Raw genomic sequence first — 16,235 nt, forward strand, 5'->3', positions numbered from 1 at the left:
GGCTTTACTTGATGCGCGCGTTCCAGAAGAACGGCCAGGTGGCGGGCTGGTAGTTGTCCAGCGCCGGGCTTTTGGCCGAGAGGCCGTTGAACTTGCCGACGTTGATGTACGGCACTTCTTCGTAGACCACCTGCTGCACCTTGCCCCAGAGCGCGCCGCGCTTGGCGGGATCGCTCTCGACGTTGAAGGCCTGCAGTGCCGACTTCTTGGCCGGCGAATCCCACCAGCCGGGTGCACCGTCGCCAAGTTGCGGCGGCGAGAGCATCGGCTCGGGGAACTGGCCCGAGTGGGTGACGTAGATGTCCCACAGCTTGGGGTCGTTGCGCCGCTGCACCAGCGTGGCCCAGTCCACCACGTTCAGGTCCACCTTGAAGCCGGCGCGCTTGAGCTGCTCGGCCATGAGCAGCGACATGTTGTAGTGGAAGTCGTACTGGCGGCTGGTGAGCACGCGGATCGGCTCGCCCTTGTAGCCGGCCTTGGCCGCCGCCTCCTTGGCCTTGGCCGCGTTGCGCTCGTTGTACAGCGTGGTGCCGGCGGTCGAATAGAACGGCGAGCCCTTGGGGAAGTGGTTGCCTTCGGCGACGAAGAAGCGCGTGTCGCCGAAGCCGGCCGCGAGCATCTCGCCTTCGCCGAGCGCGGACTGAATAGCCTGGCGCACGGCCTGGTTCGCGGCCACGCCTTCCTTGGTATTGAGCACGAGGTACGGAAAGCCGAACGACGGCGTCATGATCGGCACGGTCTTGCCGCTCGACTTCTCGAGCCGCGGCAGGGCCTCGACCGGCAGCAGGTCGGCAAAGTCGTACTGGCCTGCCAGCGCGCCTTCGACGCGCGTGCTGGCGTTGGGCACGGGCACGAAGCGAAGCTCCTCGATGGCGGCTTCGCGCTTGCCGCCGTAGCCGCTCGCGGGCTCCTTGCGTGCCGTGTACTTGTCGAAGCGCGTGAGCAGCACGAACTGGTCGGGACGGCGCTCCTTGAACTTGTAGGGGCCGGTGCCGACGAAGTCCTTGAGCGGCGAGGCGATCGAATCCTTCGCCATGATGGCGGCCATGCCGCTGGGCAGTGCGAGCTGCGACAGCAGCGGCGCATAGGGCGCCTTCAGCACGATCTCCACGCCCAGCGCGCCCTTGGCCTTGAGGCTCTCGATCTCCTTGCCTACGGCCTTGCCGCGCGGCGACTGGTCCATCCAGCGCTGCAGGCTGGCCACCACGTCGTCGGCGTTGAGTTCGCGGCCGTTGTGCAGCGTCACGCCGTTGCGCAAGGTGATGGCGTAGCTCTTGCCGTCGGCGGAGATCTTCGGCATGGTCTCGGCCAGCATCGGCACCACGTTCCACTTCGCATCGAAGGTGTAGAGCGTCTCGTACACGTGCTGCATGATGGTTCCGACCAGGTCGGCCGTGGAGGCCATCGGGTCGAGCGTCTGCGGTTCGGCCACCATCGCCAGCGTGGCGAAGTTGCGGGCTCCCTGCGCCTGCGCCGGCGAGTGAGGCAGCGCGGCACAGAGCAGTGCGACGAGGGACGCGCCCAGCAGGCTGCGCTTCGACAGCTTCGGCAGGCGCTGGACTAGACCGGCGTGGGACATGGGGAACTCCTTCGGTGGGGCAGGCAAGATTTGAAAGAAACTTTCTGTTCGGCCCGCACTTTGAAGCAGTATCTGTGCCAAATCATCCGTGTTAACCCTTGTTTTACGGCATTTCTGAAATATCTTTTCAGTTTCAACCGATACTCGGGTCCCTCGTTTTCCATTTGTCTTGCTTCAGGAGTTCACACCATGCCGCTCGAATACCTCGGCGCCCCGCCCGTCGCCTCGGACCGCCAGGCGCGTCCCTTCTCCCCCGCCGTGCGCGCCGGCGATTTCATTTATGTGTCGGGCCAGGTGCCCGCCAATGCCGAAGGCGAGATCGTGGTGGGCGGCATCGAGGCACAGACACGCCAGGTGATGGAAAACCTGAAAAAGGTGCTCGCACTGGCCGGCGCGACGCTCGACGACGTCTGCAAGAGCACCGTCTGGCTGCAGGATGCGCGCGACTTTGGTGCCTTCAACCGCATCTACATGGGTTACTTCGGTGAAAACAAGCCGGCCCGCTCGACCACCGAGGCGCGGCTCATGGTCGATGCGAAAGTCGAGATCGACGTGGTGGCCTACAAGCCCAAGTAATTACAGGAGCTCGGTCTTGCGCTGGATGATGCGCGAGACGAGTCCGTATTCGACCGCCTCCGCGGCCGAGAGCCAGCGGTCGCGCTCGATGTCGGCCAGCACCACGTCGATCGGCTTGCCCGTTTCGCGCGCGATCTCGTGCGCGATGCGGTGCCGTGCCTTGATGATTTCCTGCGCCTGGATCGCGATGTCGGTCGCCTGCCCGCCCGCGCCGCCGCTGGGCTGGTGGATCAGGAAGCGCGTGTTGGGCAGGCACACGCGCCGCTCACGCGGCGCTGCGAGGTAGAGATGCGTGGCGGCGCTGCCGACCCAGCCGGTGCCGATCATGTTCACGGGGGCGCTGATGAAGCGCACGATGTCGTGGATGGCGTCGCCTGACTCCAGGTGGCCGCCCGGCGAGCTCACCAGGATGTCGATGGGTTTTTCGGCGCTGTCGGCATCCAGCGCGATGAGCCTGCGCGTCACGTCGGCGGCCACCGCATCGGTGATGCTGCCGAAGATCAGCAGCGTGCGCGACTTGAAGGCTTTTTCTTCCAGGTAGGAATTGCGCGGCTCGGCGGTGGCCGCGGGTTGGGTGTCGTCGTCGGTTTCCATGATGAGAGAGCGCTCCTGTGATAGAACGGCATCATGCCGCCAGACCGACAGTTTCGCGGCATTTCGCATCGGCTGCACCTGGCCTCCGATTTGTTCGAATGGCGTTTGCGCCCGCAGGCTCCGGAGCGGCCAGCCGGCCGCCCCCCCCCGCCTAGACGACCATGTTCTGTTCGACCTCGAGCGTCCTGCGGCGCGCCATGGCGAGGTTCGACTTGGCCTTGTCCAGCACCAGGTAGACGAACAGGCCTTCCTTCTTTTGCATCGGGCGGATGATGTGGTATTGCTTGCCAAGGGTGATGAGCATGTCTTCGATCACGTCGTTCAGCCCGAGGTCGCGCATCGTGCGCATCTTCGCGCGGACCACTTCGGTGTTGCCCGCGGCAGCCACCTCGAGGTCGACGCCCGAGCCGATCTGGCCCAGGATCATCCCGCTGCCCGAGTCGACCACCGCCGCGCACTGCGCGCCATCACAGGTCATCAGCTCTTCCATGGATTGCTTGATTGTTGCCATCGAAATCTTTCCTAGTCCTCGCCCCTGAAAGTCGGCAGCCACCCGGGCGAAGGGAATGGGCGGCCACCGATATGGAATGGAAGTGCGCAGATGCGGGTGTCAGGCCTGCTGCAGCAGCAGCGTCGCCTGCTTCGCGAAGTAGAGGACCTGGCCGATGATGGCTTCGCGGCTGGTGACCACACTCACGATCAGCGTCATCTCGGGGTGTCGCGCCTGCAGCATCAGGATGTGGCCGTGGGTGGCTTCGATCGCCACGTTGTCGCACTGGCCCAGCTGGCTCTCTTCGCCGGCCACCGCACCCAATGCGGCCAGTGAACTGGCGATGGCCGACAGCCGTGCGACCTGCGCGGTGTTCTCGACACGCGCGGCCAGCTCCAGGCCGTCCTCGGTCGAGATCACCACGGCTTTCACACCCTTGATTTCACGCATCAAGGTGTCGATGGCCGATTCGGCCGCCAGCCTGAGTCTTGGTGTGGTGTTCATTGCTGCTGAATTGAGTAAGGGGAACAAGCAGGAGCGCCGCGCCGTCAAACCTCGAGTTGGAGCAGGAGCAGTTCCAGCAACTGCACGACCTGGCGCGCATCGGTGACGTTGGCCGCCAGCACCGGGCAGACCACGCCCTTGTCCTCCATGCGTTTCGCATAGGCATCGAGGCCGGGATTCGGATGCTTCTCCATGCGCCCCACTCCCACCACGCAGGCGGTCTGCGCGATCAGTTCGGCGAAGCCGTCGAGGTAGATGTCGAGATCGGCCAGCGGGTCGGGGCGGCTGTTGTCCACCAAGATGACCACGCCCAGCGCACCGCGCGCCAGGATGCGCCACATGAAGTCGAAGCGCATCTGCCCCGGCGTGCCGTACAGCCGCAGCTTGTCGCCGTTGTCGAGCGTGAGTTCGCCGTAGTCCAGCCCGACCGTGGTGGTGGCCTTCGCGACCGAGGTGTCGCTGTTGCGCACGTCGGTGCTCACCGGCGGAATCTCGCTTACCGCGCCAATGGCCGTCGTTTTGCCGGCGCCCATGGTGCCGGTGAAGAGGATCTTGTGTTCTACGGTCATTGTGGGCCTGCCGGCTGCAGGCCGAGCCGGTTCCTGATGCGTGCGAGCAGGCCGGGTTGCACGGGATCGCGTGCCGGGGCGGCGGGGCGTCTGTCGGGTGACACGCTGTCCGGGCTCGCGGCGGCCATGAGGGCGCCGGCGTTGGCAGGCGCGGCATGAAGACGCTCGAGCAAGCCGGCGCGCTGCAGGTCGGCCATGAAATCCGCACACTCCTGGCGCGTGGCGGGGGAACGCTGCTGGAGCGAGAGCACCGAGGCCGGCCGGTTCGACATCAGCGTGGCGAGCCGCAATCGGATGGGCGCTTCGAGCACGGCCGCAGGCGGCCAGCGCAGCATGCGGAATTCCTCTAGTTCGCTGATTGCAGTTTCCGTTGCGCCCAGCCCGAGCCCGCGGGCATGAACCACCATCGCGCCGAGCTGGTTGAGCGCAACCTCCAGCGCATTGGTGTGCAGCGGCAGCGCCAGGAAGGGCCCGCGCCGGGGATCGACCTGCGCGACGGTCAACGTGGGCACTGCCGGCTGGCCGGCGGGGTCTCCGGCGTCGACCTGCTCGCCGACGACCCGAAGGTCGGCCTGTTCGGCCTTCCATGACCAGTTCTGGTGGGTCCGGTGGTCGAGCAGCCGGATCAGCGACTTGAGCAGCACTTCTTCGCGATGCGCCAGCCCTTCGACGCTGTAGCTCAGCAAGGCACGCTGGCCCCTGGAAACATTGTTATCGCCCGTCATGGTCCCTCCGGACGACGCTCGGCGCCCAAACGGCCGAAGCTGCGTTGACCCGTGTTGAAAGCGCCGGCTCGAAGTGGCGCGGCTTTGCTTATGAAAGATTCAGGCTCACTGACAGGGATGGACAAGAAGCCTGGACCGCAGTGATATGTGAAAATATAACATTTATTGCATTTGAATACACAAGTTACGAGCGGCCTTTTTCGGACAAGTGGCCACTCGCCGGCCCCTGGCGGGCAGCGTGAAAACTAGTGACAAAGTTGTAACGGAGCGCCGGCCCGGACCGTCGGTCGGGGCGCTCGGGCAGCTCAGGGATCGTGGGAGCCGGGGGTCAGCCCGCCAGCCGCCCCGCCACCAGTTGCAGCACGCGGTCGCAGCGCTTGGCGAGTTCCTGGTCGTGCGTGACCATGACGAAAGCCGTGCGGTGCTTGTGCGCGAGTTCGATCATGAGCGCAAACACGGTGTCCGCGGTGTTGCGGTCGAGGTTGCCCGTGGGCTCGTCGGCCAGCACGCAGGCTGGCTGCGTGACCAGCGCGCGCGCAATGGCCACGCGCTGGCGCTCGCCGCCCGACAGTTCGGCCGGGCGGTGGTGCAGCCGCTCGCCCAGGCCCACGCTTTCCAATATCTTCGTGGCCGCTGCTGCCGCCTGCGCCGGCGCCATGCGGCGGATCTTGAGCGGCATGGCGACGTTGTCGAGCGCACTGAACTCGGGCAGCAGGTGATGGAACTGGTAGACGAAGCCCAGGTGCTCGTTGCGCAGCCGGCCCTGCTCGGCCGCGTCGGCATGCGCGATGTCCTTGCCGAGCAGTTCGACCTTGCCGGCCGTGGGCGCATCGAGGCCGCCCATGAGGTGCAGCAGCGTGCTCTTGCCGGAGCCCGAGGCGCCGACGATGGCGAGCGTTTCTCCGGCGCGCACATCGAGGTCGACGCCGTGCAGCACGGTGAGGTCGATGCGCCCTTCGTGGAAGCGCTTGGTGAGGCCGCGGGCCTTGAGAACGACATCACTCATAGCGCAAGGCCTCGGCGGGATTCACGCGGCTGGCGCGCCAGCTCGGATACAGCGTGGCGAGGAAAGCCAGCACCAGCGAAATGATCGCGATCGGCATGATGTCGCTGCGCTGCGGGTCGCTCGGCATCTTGCTGATGAGGTAGATGTCTTTCGGCAGGAAGCTGGCGTGAAAGAGCCGTTCCAGCGCCGGCACGATCACGTCGATGTTGTAGGCAATGCCCAGCCCCAGCAGCAGCCCGGCCACGGTGCCGATCACGCCCACCATCGCGCCCTGCACCACGAAGATGCCCATGATGCTGCGCGGCGAACTGCCCAGCGTGCGCAGGATGGCGATGTCGGCCCGCTTGTCCGTCACCGTCATCACGAGCGTGGACACCAGGTTGAACGCCGCCACCGCCACGATGAGCGTGAGGATGATGAACATCATGCGTTTCTCGACCTGCACGGCCGCGAACCAGGTCTTGTTCTGGCGCGTCCAGTCGCGGATGAGGAACTGGCCCGGCAGCGTGACCGCCATCTGGTCGGCCACGTCGCGCGCCTCGTTCAGGTCCTTGAGCTTGATGCGGATGCCGGTGGGCCCGTCGAGCCGGAACACGCGCTGCGCATCTTCCTCGTGGATCATGGCCAGCGCCGAGTCGTATTCGTAGTGGCCCGAATCGAAGGTGCCCACCACGGTGAACTGCTTGAGCCGTGGCACCACGCCGGCCGGCGTGACCTGCCCGCCCGGCGCCACCAGCGTGACCTGGTCGCCCGGCTGCACGAACAGCGAGCGCGCCAGCTCACCACCCAGCACGATGCCGAACTGGCCCGGCACCAGCTTGTCGAGCGTGCCCTTCTGCGCGGTGCTGTCGATGTCGGTCACCTCGGGTTCGAGCTTGGGCACGATGCCGCGCACCAGCGTGCCCTTCATGTCTTCGCCGCGCGCAATGAGCGCCTGCGTGGCAATGAAGGGCGCGGCGCCGATCACCTCGGGGTTCTTGCGTGCGGCCGCCGTGATGGCTTCGATGTCGGGCAGGGCCTGGCCGTCGCGCGAAAGAATCTCGATGTGCGAGACCACGCCGAGCATGCGGTCGCGCACCTCTTTCTGGAAGCCGTTCATCACGCTGAGCACGATGATCAGCGCCGCCACCCCCAATGCGATGCCGAGCATCGACACGCCGGAGATGAAGGAGATGAAGCCGTTGCGCCGCGTCGCCCGGCCCGCGCGGGTATAGCGCCAGCCGAGCTGCAGTTCATAAGGGAGTCGCATATTTTCAGTTTGAGCCCAGCCAGGTGCACCCACGGATTCCGCTTTGCCGGGCCGACAGGTGCGCCCCCTTGAGAGAGATGCGCCAAAGGCGCTTCGGGGGGCTTTTCATCCTAGCATCCCGGACAATAGGGAAATGGCCGAACCTCTCCCACGTCATCTGTTGATTCCCTTTGCCGGCCGCGGTTCCCCGGCGTGCCGCGCAGCATGGACTTCGCTGCGCCTGCCCAACCTCGAAGCCCTGCTCTCCCGGCTCTCGCTCGCCGACACCGACACGCAGGACGAAAGCACGCGCTCACCGCCCCACGAGCGCGCGCTCGCCAGGGCGCTGGGCATCACGGCGCCCGACGGATGCATTCCCTGGGCGGCGCTGGAGGCCCGGAACGCCGGCATCGCCGAACCGGGCGACCCCGAAGGCTGGGGACTGGTCTCGCTGTGCAACTGGCAGGTCGGCATCGACGACGTGGTGCTGGGCGATCCGTCGGCCATCGAGATCGACGCCGCCGAATCGGCCGCCCTGCTGGCGGCCGCACATCCCTTCTTCGAGGAAGACGGCATTGCGCTCCACCCTTCGTCCACACCAGGACGTTGGCTCGCGCGCGCGCCGATCTTCAAGGACCTGGCCACGGCCTCCATCGACCGCGCGGTGGGCCACCCGATTTCGCAGTGGTCGCCGCTGGCCGAAGCCGCACGTCCGCTGCGCCGTCTCCAGAACGAAATGCAGATGCTGCTCTACACCCAGCGCGTGAACGACGACCGCGCCGCCCGCGGCGTGCCGCCGATCAACTCCTTCTGGCTCAGCGGCACCGGTGCGCTTGCTACCGACATTCCTCTGGCCGATGCGACGCAGCCCACCGTGAGCGACGCGCTGCGCGTGGCGGCGCTGCGCGATGACGGCGCGGGGTGGGCAGAAGCCTGGCAGGCACTCGATGCGAGCGCGATCGCCAGCCTGCTGGCCGACTACACCTCCGGCGCCGACGTCACGCTCACGCTGTGCGGCGACCGCTCGGCGCAGCGCCATGCGGTGCAGCAGCGCGGCCTGGTGGGCTGGGCACGCAGCCTGTTCGACAGGCCGCGCGCCGCCAGCGTGCTCGAGGCGCTATGAAGATCATCGCGAGGGAAATTCCGCCGCGCACGGTCTGGGCGCTCGAACAGGCGGGCGTGCATCCGCTGCTCGCGCGCCTGTTCGCGGCGCGCGGCGTGCTCGCCAAGGACGAGCTCGACGACGGCCTGGCGCGGCTGCTGCCGCCCGACACCCTGCATGGCACCCGCGAGGCGGCCGTGCTGCTGGCCGACGCCATGGCGCAGCACAAGCGCCTGTGCATCGTGGCCGACTACGACTGCGACGGCGCCACGGCCTGCGCCGTCGCGGTGCGCGGCCTGCGCCTGCTCGGCGCCAGGAACGTGAGCTACCTGGTGCCGGACCGCGTGGTCGACGGCTACGGCCTCACGCCGCCGATCGCCGAGCGCGTGGCCGACAGCGGCGCCGACATGCTGATCACCGTCGACAACGGCATTGCCAGCGTCGAAGGCGTGGCCGCCGCCAAGGCGCGCGGCCTGCAGGTGCTGGTGACCGACCACCACCTGCCCGGGCCCGAACTGCCGGCCGCCGACGTGCTGGTGAATCCCAACCAGCCCGGCTGCGGCTTCGAGAGCAAGAGCATCGCCGGCGTGGGCGTGATGTTCTACGTGCTGCTGGCGCTGCGCTCCGAACTGCGCGCGCGCGGCACTTTCACCCCGGCCTCGCAGCCCAAGCTCGACGTGCTGCTTCCGCTGGTGGCGCTCGGCACCGTGGCCGATGTGGTGAAGCTCGACGCCAACAACCGCCGCCTGGTGGCACAGGGCCTTCGCCGCATCCGCGCCGGCGCGTTGCCGGCGGGCATAGCGGCGCTGTTCAAGGCTGCGGGGCGCAATGCCGCCGTGGCCACCACCTTCGACTTCGGCTTTGCACTCGGGCCGCGCATCAACGCCGCCGGCCGGCTGGCCGACATGACGCTCGGCATCGAGTGCCTGCTGACCGACGATGCCGGCCGGGCCGACGAACTGGCGCGCATGCTCGACGGCATCAACCGCGAGCGCCGCGACATCGAAGGCGGCATGCGCGACCAGGCGCTGCTGCTGGCCGAATCGCTGTTCGGTCCCACGGCCGAAGGCGGCGAGGCGCCGCCGGCCGCCATCAGCGTATTCGACGCCGACTTCCACGAAGGCGTGGTCGGCATCGTGGCCTCGCGCATCAAGGACCGCTTTCATCGCCCGGCCTTCGTGTTCGCGGCCAGCGGCGCGCCGGGCAAGGCGCACGAGCTCAAGGGCTCGGGCCGCTCGATCCCCGGCTTTCACTTGCGCGATGCGCTCGACCTGGTCGCCAAGCGCCATCCCGGCGTGCTGCTGCGCTTCGGGGGCCATGCGATGGCCGCCGGCTGCACCGTGGCACGCGACAAGTTCGAGGTGTTCGAACAGGCGCTGGCAGAAGTGGCGCACGAGTGGCTCGATGCCGCCACGCTGACGCGCCGGCTCGACACCGACGGTCCGCTGGCGCGCGAGTACATGCGCATCGACCTGGTCGACACGCTGCACCGAGAGGTCTGGGGCCAGGGCTTCGCGCCGCCCACCTTCAGCGAAGAAGTCGAAGTGGTGTCGCAGCGCCTGGTGGGCGAGAAGCACCTGGCGCTCAAGCTGCGGCACCAGGGCCAGCCGGTCGACGGCATCTGGTTCGGCCACACCGACCCGCTGCCCGCGCGCGTGACGCTGGCCTTCCGGCTCGATGCCGACGAATGGCAAGGCGTGCGGCGCGTGCGCTTCCTGGTCGAAGGCGCCGAGCTGCCCTAGCCGCCGCCCGGCGTGTCAGCGGCGGTCCTCGTGCGAGGCCTCGGCCTGCACGATCTGGTGCAGCACCTTGCCGGGGTCGACGCGCTCGGTCAGGGCTTTCACCTCTTCATGCGTTTCCGGCGGCAGGTCCAGCTTTTCCGCCATGCGGGTGGCAAGCCGCAGCAATGCCGTCATTTCCCGTTCGTTCAGGAGATTCACCTGCAGGTCCAGGTGGTGCCGGTGCTCGCTCTCCTCGGCCGACATGTTCTGGCTGATCAGGATCAGGATCGCGAGCACGATGGCTTCGATCGACACCAGGAAAAGCAGGAACGTGAAGGGATAGGGATCGATGCGCCAGACCAGCTCGTTGAGCAGGATCCAGGTGGCGAAAAAAGCGAGGTTCCACCACAGGAAGGCCACGGTGCCGCAGAAGCGCGAAATGCGGGAGACCACCTTGTAGAGAAAGGGCTTGGCACGGCGGTTTTCTTCTTCCAGCGCGAGGATCGACTCGATGTTCCGGTGCGTCAGGGCCTCGATCGAGGGATGTCCCTGGCGAGGCGGCCGGCGCCCCGCGAGGCCGCCGCGGTCGGTGCCGTTGTTGCTCTTGATCTTGTTGCCGTGCGTGGCTTTCTTGGCCGTGTCCTTGTCAGGCTCCATGGCCTGTACTCCTGAGTCGAGAGGTCCCGACATTGCGCAACCGGCGCGCGGCGGGGCGTAGGCGCGCGTCGTCAGCCTTTGCAAGCAAAGTGGAAGTCGCGCGACACGGCGGGCGCGCTTTCGGGACGGATTCCTACGCAGGCGGGCCAGCGCGGTTTTACGGTGGACTTTTGCAAGAGGAGCCCACGCACCATGAAATCGACCACCGCCACACCCACCAAATCGGCCAAGCCACGGGTCGGCGCAGGCGCGGCGCACACCGCCTCGAGGCAGCGCGCCGTCCAGCGTCCGCAGGACGAAAAGGACAAGGCCAAGCCTGCCGCCAAGACATCCGGCCAGCCGCCGCAGACCGGCAAGCGGCCACAACCCGTCAATCCCATGCCGGCCCAGCACCTCCGCAAGCCGGGCCTCGAAGCGGAAATGGCGCTGCGTCCCCGCTTCGAAGCGCCCGACTACAAGGGCAGCGGCAAGCTCGAGGGCATGACGGCACTGGTCACGGGTGGTGATTCGGGCATCGGACGCGCCGTGGCGGTACTCTATGCCCGTGAAGGCGCCGACGTGGCCATCGCCTACCTCGACGAAGACCAGGACGCCGAGGAAACCCGTCGCCACGTGGAGGCCGAAGGCGCGCGCTGCATCACGATCAGGGGCGACGTGTCCGACCCGGCGTTCTGCCGCGAAGCGGTCGACAAGACGCTCGAAGCCTTCGGCAAGCTCGACATCCTCGTGAACAACGCGGCGTTCCAGTTGCATGCGGCCTCGATCGAGGACATCACCGACGAACGCCTGGACATGACGCTGCGGACCAACGTCTTCGGCTACTTCCAGATGGCGCGCGCCGCGGTGCCGCACCTGCGCCAGGGCGCGTCGATCATCAACACCGGCTCGGTCACGGGCCTGGAAGGAAGCGCACACCTGCTCGACTACTCGACCACCAAGGGCGCCATCCACGCGTTCACCAAGTCGCTCGCGAGCAACCTGCTGCCCAAGGGCATCCGCGTCAACGCGATCGCGCCGGGGCCGGTCTGGACGCCGTTGAATCCCGCGGACAGCCCGCCCGAGAAGGTGAAGGACTTCGGCAAGCAGACCGACCTGCAGAGACCGGCCCAGCCGGAGGAACTGTCGCCCGCCTACGTGTTCCTTGCCGCGCCGAGCTGCGCGAGCTACATCACCGGCATCGTGCTGCCGATCACGGGCAGCGTGGGCGCGATCTGAGGCCTCGGCGGAGGCTGCCCGCGAGAACGCGGCACCGCCGCCTACGGCCGAACGGTTCATCGGCCTGGGGATCCGGGGGAATGTCCTGACTACACTTTCCGCTGGCCTGCGTTGTGCATGCGTGTTCCCACCTTTGAAGGTCTCAATGAAAGTCTCCACTCTCTTCGTCGCCGCCGCGCTCGCCGCGGCCGCCCTGCCCGCCGCGGCGCAGGTCTCGGTCAACATCAACGTGCCTGGCCTGATCCAGGTCGCGCCACCCGCGCCGCGCTATGAGCCGATGCCGGGTCCGCGGGCCGGCCAGGTGTGGGTGCCTGGCCACTGGCAATGGAACGAACGCGCCTACGTGTGGCGCACCGGCTACTGGCAGGCCGCACGCCCCGACCACGCGTATGCGCCCGGACGCTGGGTCCAGGCCGACGGTGGCTGGCGGTGGAGGGAAGGCGACTGGCGGCGCGCGGAACAACCGCATCACGCCGAACGCGAAGGCCACGGCGGCGGAGGCCATTGCCCACCGGGACAGGCCAAGAAGGGGCGCTGCTGATCCCCTGTGAAGATGTGGTGCCGCTTGTCGGAATCGAACTGACGACCTTCCGCTTACAAGGCGGGTGCTCTACCAACTGAGCTAAAGCGGCACGAATTCTCTGGCCGGATTTTAACGGTGCGGAACAATCCGCCCGTCCAGCTCCGGCCCGCTGTCTGGCTACTTCACGCGCTTGAGCGACGGACGGCTGCCGCCCCCGGCCGGTGGCCGCGGCGGTTCATCGTCCGGGTCGATGGGCGAGCCGGCGTCATTGCCGCCATCGGCCGCTTCGTCCGTCACGAGGTGGACGATCCGGCTGGCGTCGCCCTCGTTGCCGCGCGACGCATCGCGCAGCGGCATGCGTGCCGGCCCCTGCGGCGACGGCGCGCCGGCCGCCGGCGACGCGGCGCTGCCCCCGTCGGCATTGCTGCCGGCGGGCACGGGCGCGGGAAAAGCCATGCCCTGGCCGTTCTCGCGTGCATAGATGGCGATCACCCGGCCCACGGGGACGACGATCTCACGCGCACTGCCGGCAAAACGCGCCTTGAACTCGATGAAATCGTTGCCGAGCTTGAGCGAACTGGTCGCATCGAAGCTGATGTTCAGCACGATCTCGCCGTTCTTGACGTACTCGCGCGGCACCTGGACGGTGTCGTCCACCTGCACCGCGACATAGGGCGTGAACCCGTTGTCGGTGCACCATTCGTACAGCGCCCGGATGAGGTACGGGCGGGTGGATGACGACTCGAGCGCGTTGATCATGGAAGCAGCGGAGAACGGTGGACGCAGAGTTACTTGCGCATGACCTTTTCGGAAGGGGTGAGCGCTTCGATGTACGCAGGGCGCGAGAAGATGCGCTCGGCGTACTTCAGGAGCGGCGCCGCATTCTTGCTGAGGTCGATGCCGTAGTAATCGAGGCGCCAGAGCAGCGGCGCGATCGCCACGTCGAGCATCGAGAAATTGTCGCCCAGCATGTACTTGTTCTTGAGGAACACCGGGGCGAGCTGCGTCAGGCGATCGCGGATGTGCGCACGGGCCTTTTCCAGCGCCTTCTCGTTGCCCTTGGCCGTGCGATTCTCCAGCGTGGCCACGTGCACGAACAATTCCTTCTCGAAGTTGAGCAGGAACAGGCGCACGCGCGCACGGTCGACCGGGTCGCCGGGCATCAGTTGCGGATGCGGAAAGCGCTCGTCGATGTACTCGTTGATGATGTTCGACTCGTACAGGATCAGGTCGCGCTCGACCAGGATCGGCACCTGTCCGTAGGGATTCATCACGCCGATGTCTTCGGGCTTGTTGTAGAGGTCGACGTCGCGGATTTCGAAGTCCATGCCCTTCTCGAACAACACGAAGCGGCAGCGGTGGGAAAAGGGGCAGGTCGTTCCTGAATACAAGACCATCATGGCGAGAGACTCCTAAAAATCAAAAAGAGTGGGTCGCGTTGGCAACCCACTCTGTGGGACCGGACGCGCGGCGTCCAGTCGGCGTGAGCGGAACTACTTGAGGTCTTTCCAGTACGAGGCGTTCAGTCGCCACACGAAAATGAGCGACACGAGCAGGAACAGCAGGACCCACACGCCGATGCGGATGCGCGTGTTCTGGGCCGGCTCGGCCATCCATTGCAGGTAGCTCACCAGGTCGCCGACCGCGGTGTCGAACTGCAGCGGCGTCATGGCACCGGGAGTGACTTGCTCCCAACCCTTGAACACTTCGGTCTCGTGGCCATGCTGCGAGATCTTGGTGTAGACCGGGCGGCGCTCGCCCTGGAGCTCCCACAGCGGATTCGGCATGGCAACGCTCGGGAACACGAGGTTGTTCCAGCCCGTGGCCTTGGTGTCGTCGCGGTAGTAGGTGCGCAGGTACGTGTACAGGTAGTCGGCACCGGTGCCGCCGTGGCCGGCGCGCGAACGTGCCACCAGCGTCAGGTCGGGCGGCGTCGTGCCGAACCAGTCCTTGGCCTGGCGGGCGTCGATGTTGGCCTTCATGGTCTCGCCGACCTTGTCGGTGGCGAACAGGAGGTTGTCCTTGATCTGCTGCTCGCTGATGCCGATGTCCTGCAGGCGGTTGTAGCGCATGAAGGCCGCCGAATGGCAATTCAGGCAGTAGTTGACGAACAGCTTGGCGCCGTTCTGCAGCGAGGCGACGTCGTTGGTCTTGTTGGGCGCCTTGTCCCAGGCAAGGCCGCCGGACTCGGCGGATGCGGCCGCGGAGAAGGTCAGGCCCAATGCCAGGCCCACCACCGCGAGCCAGCCGGAAATGCTTTTCTTCATCGTGTTTCTCTCAAGCTCTGTGGGGCTTTTCAATGGGCGGCGAAGGTCACGCGGTCGGGCACGGTCTTGAACTCGCCCTTGCTGCTCCACCACGGCATGAGCAGGAAGAAACCGAAGTAGAAAAGCGTGCCGATCTGCGAAATGGTCTGCGCGATGTCCAGCACGAACGAACCGATGACCAGGTTGCCCCAGACGCCGGGCGCCTGGATGCCCAGGTAGCCCAGGATCAGGAAGAAGAACACGAAGACGCCGTAGACATACTTGTGCCAGCTCGGGCGGTAGCGGATCGACTTGACTTCGCTGTGGTCGAGCCATGGCAGGAAGAACAGGATGATGACCGAGCCGCCCATCACGACCACGCCCCAGAACTTGGCGTCGAAGGCCTTGAGCAGGAAGATCGCCACGGCGGCCACGACCACGAGCGCGATCTTCAGCGCCGTGCTCGAGCGGCCCTTGACGAAGTTCAGCACGGCGGCCAGGCCGATGATCAGCGCGAACACGTTCACCATGTCGTCGGTGGTCGCACGCAGCATCGAATAGAACGGCGTGAAGTACCAGACCGGCGCGATGTGGTTGGGCGTCTTGAGCGAATCGGCCGGGATGAAGTTGTTGTACTCGAGGAAGTACCCACCCGCTTCAGGCGCGAAGAAGATCACAGCCGAGAAGATCGTGAGGAACACCACCACGCCGAAGATGTCGTGCACCGTGTAGTACGGGTGCGACGGAATGCCGTCGAGCGGATGGCCATCGGGGCCGCGGTTGGCCTTGATCTCGATGCCGTCGGGATTGTTCGAACCCACTTCGTGCAGCGCGATCAGGTGGGCCACCACGAGGCCGAGCAGCACCAGCGGCACAGCGATCACGTGGAAGCTGAAGAAGCGGTTGAGCGTGGCGTCGCTCACCACGTAGTCGCCGCGGATCAGCAGCGCGAGGTCGGGGCCGACGAAGGGAATGGCGGCAAACAGGTTCACGATCACCTGGGCGCCCCAGTAGCTCATCTGGCCCCAGGGCAGCAGGTAGCCCATGAAAGCCTCGGCCATCAGGCACAGGAAGATCGCGCAGCCAAAGACCCAGATCAGCTCGCGCGGCTTGCGGTAGCTGCCGTACATGAGGCCGCGGAACATGTGCAGGTACACCACGATGAAGAACGCCGAGGCGCCCGTCGAGTGGATGTAGCGGATGAGCCAGCCCCAGGGCACGTCGCGCATGATGTACTCGACCGAAGCGAACGCCTGGTTCGCATCGGGCTTGTAGTGCATCACGAGGAAGATGCCGGTCACGATCTGGATCACGAGGACCAGCATCGCGAGCGAGCCGAAGATGTACCAGAAGTTGAAGTTCTTGGGCGCGTAGTACTTGCCCCACTGGTCGTTCCAGAGCTTGGTCAGCGGGAAGCGGTTGTCGACCCAGTTGAGCAGCTTCTCGCCCGCGGGCGCGTTGGGGGAAATTTCGTGGAATTCAGCCATGTTCTTCTTCTGC

At 66.3% G+C, this 16,235-nt stretch carries 18 protein-coding genes and 1 tRNA gene; 5 read left to right on the forward strand and 14 right to left on the reverse strand.

From position 1 onward, the window contains the following. Positions 1-4 precede the first annotated feature (4 nt). Entirely contained in the window at positions 5-1,579 is a 1,575-nt protein-coding gene (locus ABID97_RS22890) for an ABC transporter substrate-binding protein (protein WP_354400976.1), read from the reverse strand. 189 nt (positions 1,580-1,768) lie between these two features. Between ABID97_RS22890 and ABID97_RS22895 the strand changes: the two genes are divergently transcribed. After that, positions 1,769-2,155 (forward strand): RidA family protein, encoded by a 387-nt coding sequence (locus ABID97_RS22895; protein WP_354400978.1) that lies wholly within the window; start codon positions 1,769-1,771, stop codon positions 2,153-2,155. Here the strand turns inward: ABID97_RS22895 and ABID97_RS22900 are convergent, their stop codons facing one another. The 7 genes from ABID97_RS22900 to ABID97_RS22930 form a co-directional block, all read right to left on the reverse strand. After that, positions 2,156-2,749 (reverse strand): ATP-dependent Clp protease proteolytic subunit, encoded by a 594-nt coding sequence (locus ABID97_RS22900; protein ID WP_354400979.1) that lies wholly within the window; start codon positions 2,747-2,749, stop codon positions 2,156-2,158. Positions 2,750-2,900: 151 nt separating this feature from the next. Next, positions 2,901-3,260 (reverse strand): hypothetical protein, encoded by a 360-nt coding sequence (locus ABID97_RS22905; protein ID WP_354400980.1) that lies wholly within the window; start codon positions 3,258-3,260, stop codon positions 2,901-2,903. A gap of 99 nt (positions 3,261-3,359) precedes the next feature. After that, positions 3,360-3,743, reverse strand: a complete 384-nt coding sequence (locus ABID97_RS22910; protein ID WP_354400981.1) for a roadblock/LC7 domain-containing protein — start codon at positions 3,741-3,743, stop codon at positions 3,360-3,362. 44 nt (positions 3,744-3,787) lie between these two features. Continuing rightward, positions 3,788-4,312: a GTP-binding protein gene (locus tag ABID97_RS22915; protein ID WP_354400982.1), complete on the reverse strand. Its 525-nt coding sequence runs from the start codon at positions 4,310-4,312 to the stop codon at positions 3,788-3,790. After that, positions 4,309-5,037, reverse strand: a complete 729-nt coding sequence (locus ABID97_RS22920; RefSeq protein WP_354400983.1) for a hypothetical protein — start codon at positions 5,035-5,037, stop codon at positions 4,309-4,311. The genes ABID97_RS22915 and ABID97_RS22920 overlap by 4 nt, the downstream gene beginning before the upstream one ends. Before the next feature lie 328 nt (positions 5,038-5,365). After that, entirely contained in the window at positions 5,366-6,043 is a 678-nt protein-coding gene (gene lolD, locus ABID97_RS22925) for a lipoprotein-releasing ABC transporter ATP-binding protein LolD (RefSeq protein WP_354400984.1), read from the reverse strand. Further along, positions 6,036-7,292 carry a lipoprotein-releasing ABC transporter permease subunit gene (locus ABID97_RS22930; RefSeq protein WP_354400985.1) on the reverse strand — a complete coding sequence of 419 codons (1,257 nt, stop codon included), beginning with the start codon at positions 7,290-7,292 and terminating at the stop codon, positions 6,036-6,038. Before ABID97_RS22930 ends, lolD begins: the two co-directional genes overlap by 8 nt. A 133-nt stretch (positions 7,293-7,425) precedes the next feature. Between ABID97_RS22930 and ABID97_RS22935 the strand changes: the two genes are divergently transcribed. Both ABID97_RS22935 and recJ read left to right on the forward strand, forming a co-directional pair. After that, positions 7,426-8,394, forward strand: coding sequence for a hypothetical protein (locus ABID97_RS22935; protein WP_354400986.1), 969 nt, complete (start codon positions 7,426-7,428; stop codon positions 8,392-8,394). Further along, a complete protein-coding gene (gene recJ, locus ABID97_RS22940; RefSeq protein WP_354400987.1) occupies positions 8,391-10,115 on the forward strand; it encodes a single-stranded-DNA-specific exonuclease RecJ in 1,725 nt (574 codons plus the stop codon). Before ABID97_RS22935 ends, recJ begins: the two co-directional genes overlap by 4 nt. 15 nt (positions 10,116-10,130) lie before the next feature. Here the strand turns inward: recJ and ABID97_RS22945 are convergent, their stop codons facing one another. Continuing rightward, positions 10,131-10,751 carry a DUF1003 domain-containing protein gene (locus tag ABID97_RS22945; RefSeq protein WP_354400988.1) on the reverse strand — a complete coding sequence of 207 codons (621 nt, stop codon included), beginning with the start codon at positions 10,749-10,751 and terminating at the stop codon, positions 10,131-10,133. A 192-nt stretch (positions 10,752-10,943) separates the two neighbouring features. On the opposite strand from ABID97_RS22945, the gene ABID97_RS22950 reads away from it, so the two are divergent. Together ABID97_RS22950 and ABID97_RS22955 are read left to right on the forward strand one after the other, a co-directional pair. After that, the gene (locus ABID97_RS22950; protein ID WP_354400989.1) at positions 10,944-11,966 is read left to right on the forward strand and encodes an SDR family oxidoreductase; all 1,023 of its coding nucleotides are present in this window, start codon (positions 10,944-10,946) and stop codon (positions 11,964-11,966) included. Positions 11,967-12,111: 145 nt separating this feature from the next. Then, positions 12,112-12,507, forward strand: a complete 396-nt coding sequence (locus ABID97_RS22955; RefSeq protein ID WP_354400990.1) for a hypothetical protein — start codon at positions 12,112-12,114, stop codon at positions 12,505-12,507. 15 nt (positions 12,508-12,522) lie between these two features. On the opposite strand, the gene ABID97_RS22960 is transcribed toward ABID97_RS22955, so the two are convergent. From ABID97_RS22960 to ABID97_RS22980, 5 genes are all read right to left on the reverse strand, one after another. Continuing rightward, positions 12,523-12,598, reverse strand: a tRNA-Thr gene (locus tag ABID97_RS22960). 68 nt (positions 12,599-12,666) lie between these two features. Beyond that, positions 12,667-13,248, reverse strand: coding sequence for a ClpXP protease specificity-enhancing factor (locus ABID97_RS22965; RefSeq protein WP_354400991.1), 582 nt, complete (start codon positions 13,246-13,248; stop codon positions 12,667-12,669). Positions 13,249-13,277: 29 nt separating this feature from the next. Then, on the reverse strand, positions 13,278-13,889 hold the full coding sequence (locus tag ABID97_RS22970) for a glutathione S-transferase N-terminal domain-containing protein (protein ID WP_028260168.1): 612 nt from the start codon (positions 13,887-13,889) through the stop codon (positions 13,278-13,280). 93 nt (positions 13,890-13,982) lie between these two features. Then, on the reverse strand, positions 13,983-14,756 hold the full coding sequence (locus ABID97_RS22975; RefSeq protein WP_354400992.1) for a cytochrome c1: 774 nt from the start codon (positions 14,754-14,756) through the stop codon (positions 13,983-13,985). Positions 14,757-14,785: 29 nt separating this feature from the next. Beyond that, the gene (locus ABID97_RS22980) at positions 14,786-16,222 is read right to left on the reverse strand and encodes a cytochrome b (RefSeq protein ID WP_354400993.1); all 1,437 of its coding nucleotides are present in this window, start codon (positions 16,220-16,222) and stop codon (positions 14,786-14,788) included. Between the last annotated feature and the right edge of the window lie 13 nt (positions 16,223-16,235).

Origin of the sequence: Variovorax sp. OAS795 (genome assembly GCF_040546685.1) — a bacterium.
Classification (GTDB): domain Bacteria; phylum Pseudomonadota; class Gammaproteobacteria; order Burkholderiales; family Burkholderiaceae_C; genus Variovorax.

Coding starts and splice junctions, on each gene's coding strand:
- lolD (WP_354400984.1), bottom strand. CDS start 6,043: ATGAGTGATGTCGTTCTCAAGGCCCGCGGCCTCACCAAGCGCTTCCAC.
- ABID97_RS22965 (WP_354400991.1), bottom strand. CDS start 13,248: ATGATCAACGCGCTCGAGTCGTCATCCACCCGCCCGTACCTCATCCGG.
- ABID97_RS22905 (WP_354400980.1), bottom strand. CDS start 3,260: ATGGCAACAATCAAGCAATCCATGGAAGAGCTGATGACCTGTGATGGC.
- ABID97_RS22935 (WP_354400986.1), top strand. CDS start 7,426: ATGGCCGAACCTCTCCCACGTCATCTGTTGATTCCCTTTGCCGGCCGC.
- ABID97_RS22890 (WP_354400976.1), bottom strand. CDS start 1,579: ATGTCCCACGCCGGTCTAGTCCAGCGCCTGCCGAAGCTGTCGAAGCGC.
- ABID97_RS22955 (WP_354400990.1), top strand. CDS start 12,112: ATGAAAGTCTCCACTCTCTTCGTCGCCGCCGCGCTCGCCGCGGCCGCC.
- ABID97_RS22900 (WP_354400979.1), bottom strand. CDS start 2,749: ATGGAAACCGACGACGACACCCAACCCGCGGCCACCGCCGAGCCGCGC.
- ABID97_RS22970 (WP_028260168.1), bottom strand. CDS start 13,889: ATGATGGTCTTGTATTCAGGAACGACCTGCCCCTTTTCCCACCGCTGC.
- ABID97_RS22950 (WP_354400989.1), top strand. CDS start 10,944: ATGAAATCGACCACCGCCACACCCACCAAATCGGCCAAGCCACGGGTC.
- ABID97_RS22910 (WP_354400981.1), bottom strand. CDS start 3,743: ATGAACACCACACCAAGACTCAGGCTGGCGGCCGAATCGGCCATCGAC.
- recJ (WP_354400987.1), top strand. CDS start 8,391: ATGAAGATCATCGCGAGGGAAATTCCGCCGCGCACGGTCTGGGCGCTC.
- ABID97_RS22945 (WP_354400988.1), bottom strand. CDS start 10,751: ATGGAGCCTGACAAGGACACGGCCAAGAAAGCCACGCACGGCAACAAG.
- ABID97_RS22895 (WP_354400978.1), top strand. CDS start 1,769: ATGCCGCTCGAATACCTCGGCGCCCCGCCCGTCGCCTCGGACCGCCAG.
- ABID97_RS22930 (WP_354400985.1), bottom strand. CDS start 7,292: ATGCGACTCCCTTATGAACTGCAGCTCGGCTGGCGCTATACCCGCGCG.
- ABID97_RS22915 (WP_354400982.1), bottom strand. CDS start 4,312: ATGACCGTAGAACACAAGATCCTCTTCACCGGCACCATGGGCGCCGGC.
- ABID97_RS22980 (WP_354400993.1), bottom strand. CDS start 16,222: ATGGCTGAATTCCACGAAATTTCCCCCAACGCGCCCGCGGGCGAGAAG.
- ABID97_RS22920 (WP_354400983.1), bottom strand. CDS start 5,037: ATGACGGGCGATAACAATGTTTCCAGGGGCCAGCGTGCCTTGCTGAGC.
- ABID97_RS22975 (WP_354400992.1), bottom strand. CDS start 14,756: ATGAAGAAAAGCATTTCCGGCTGGCTCGCGGTGGTGGGCCTGGCATTG.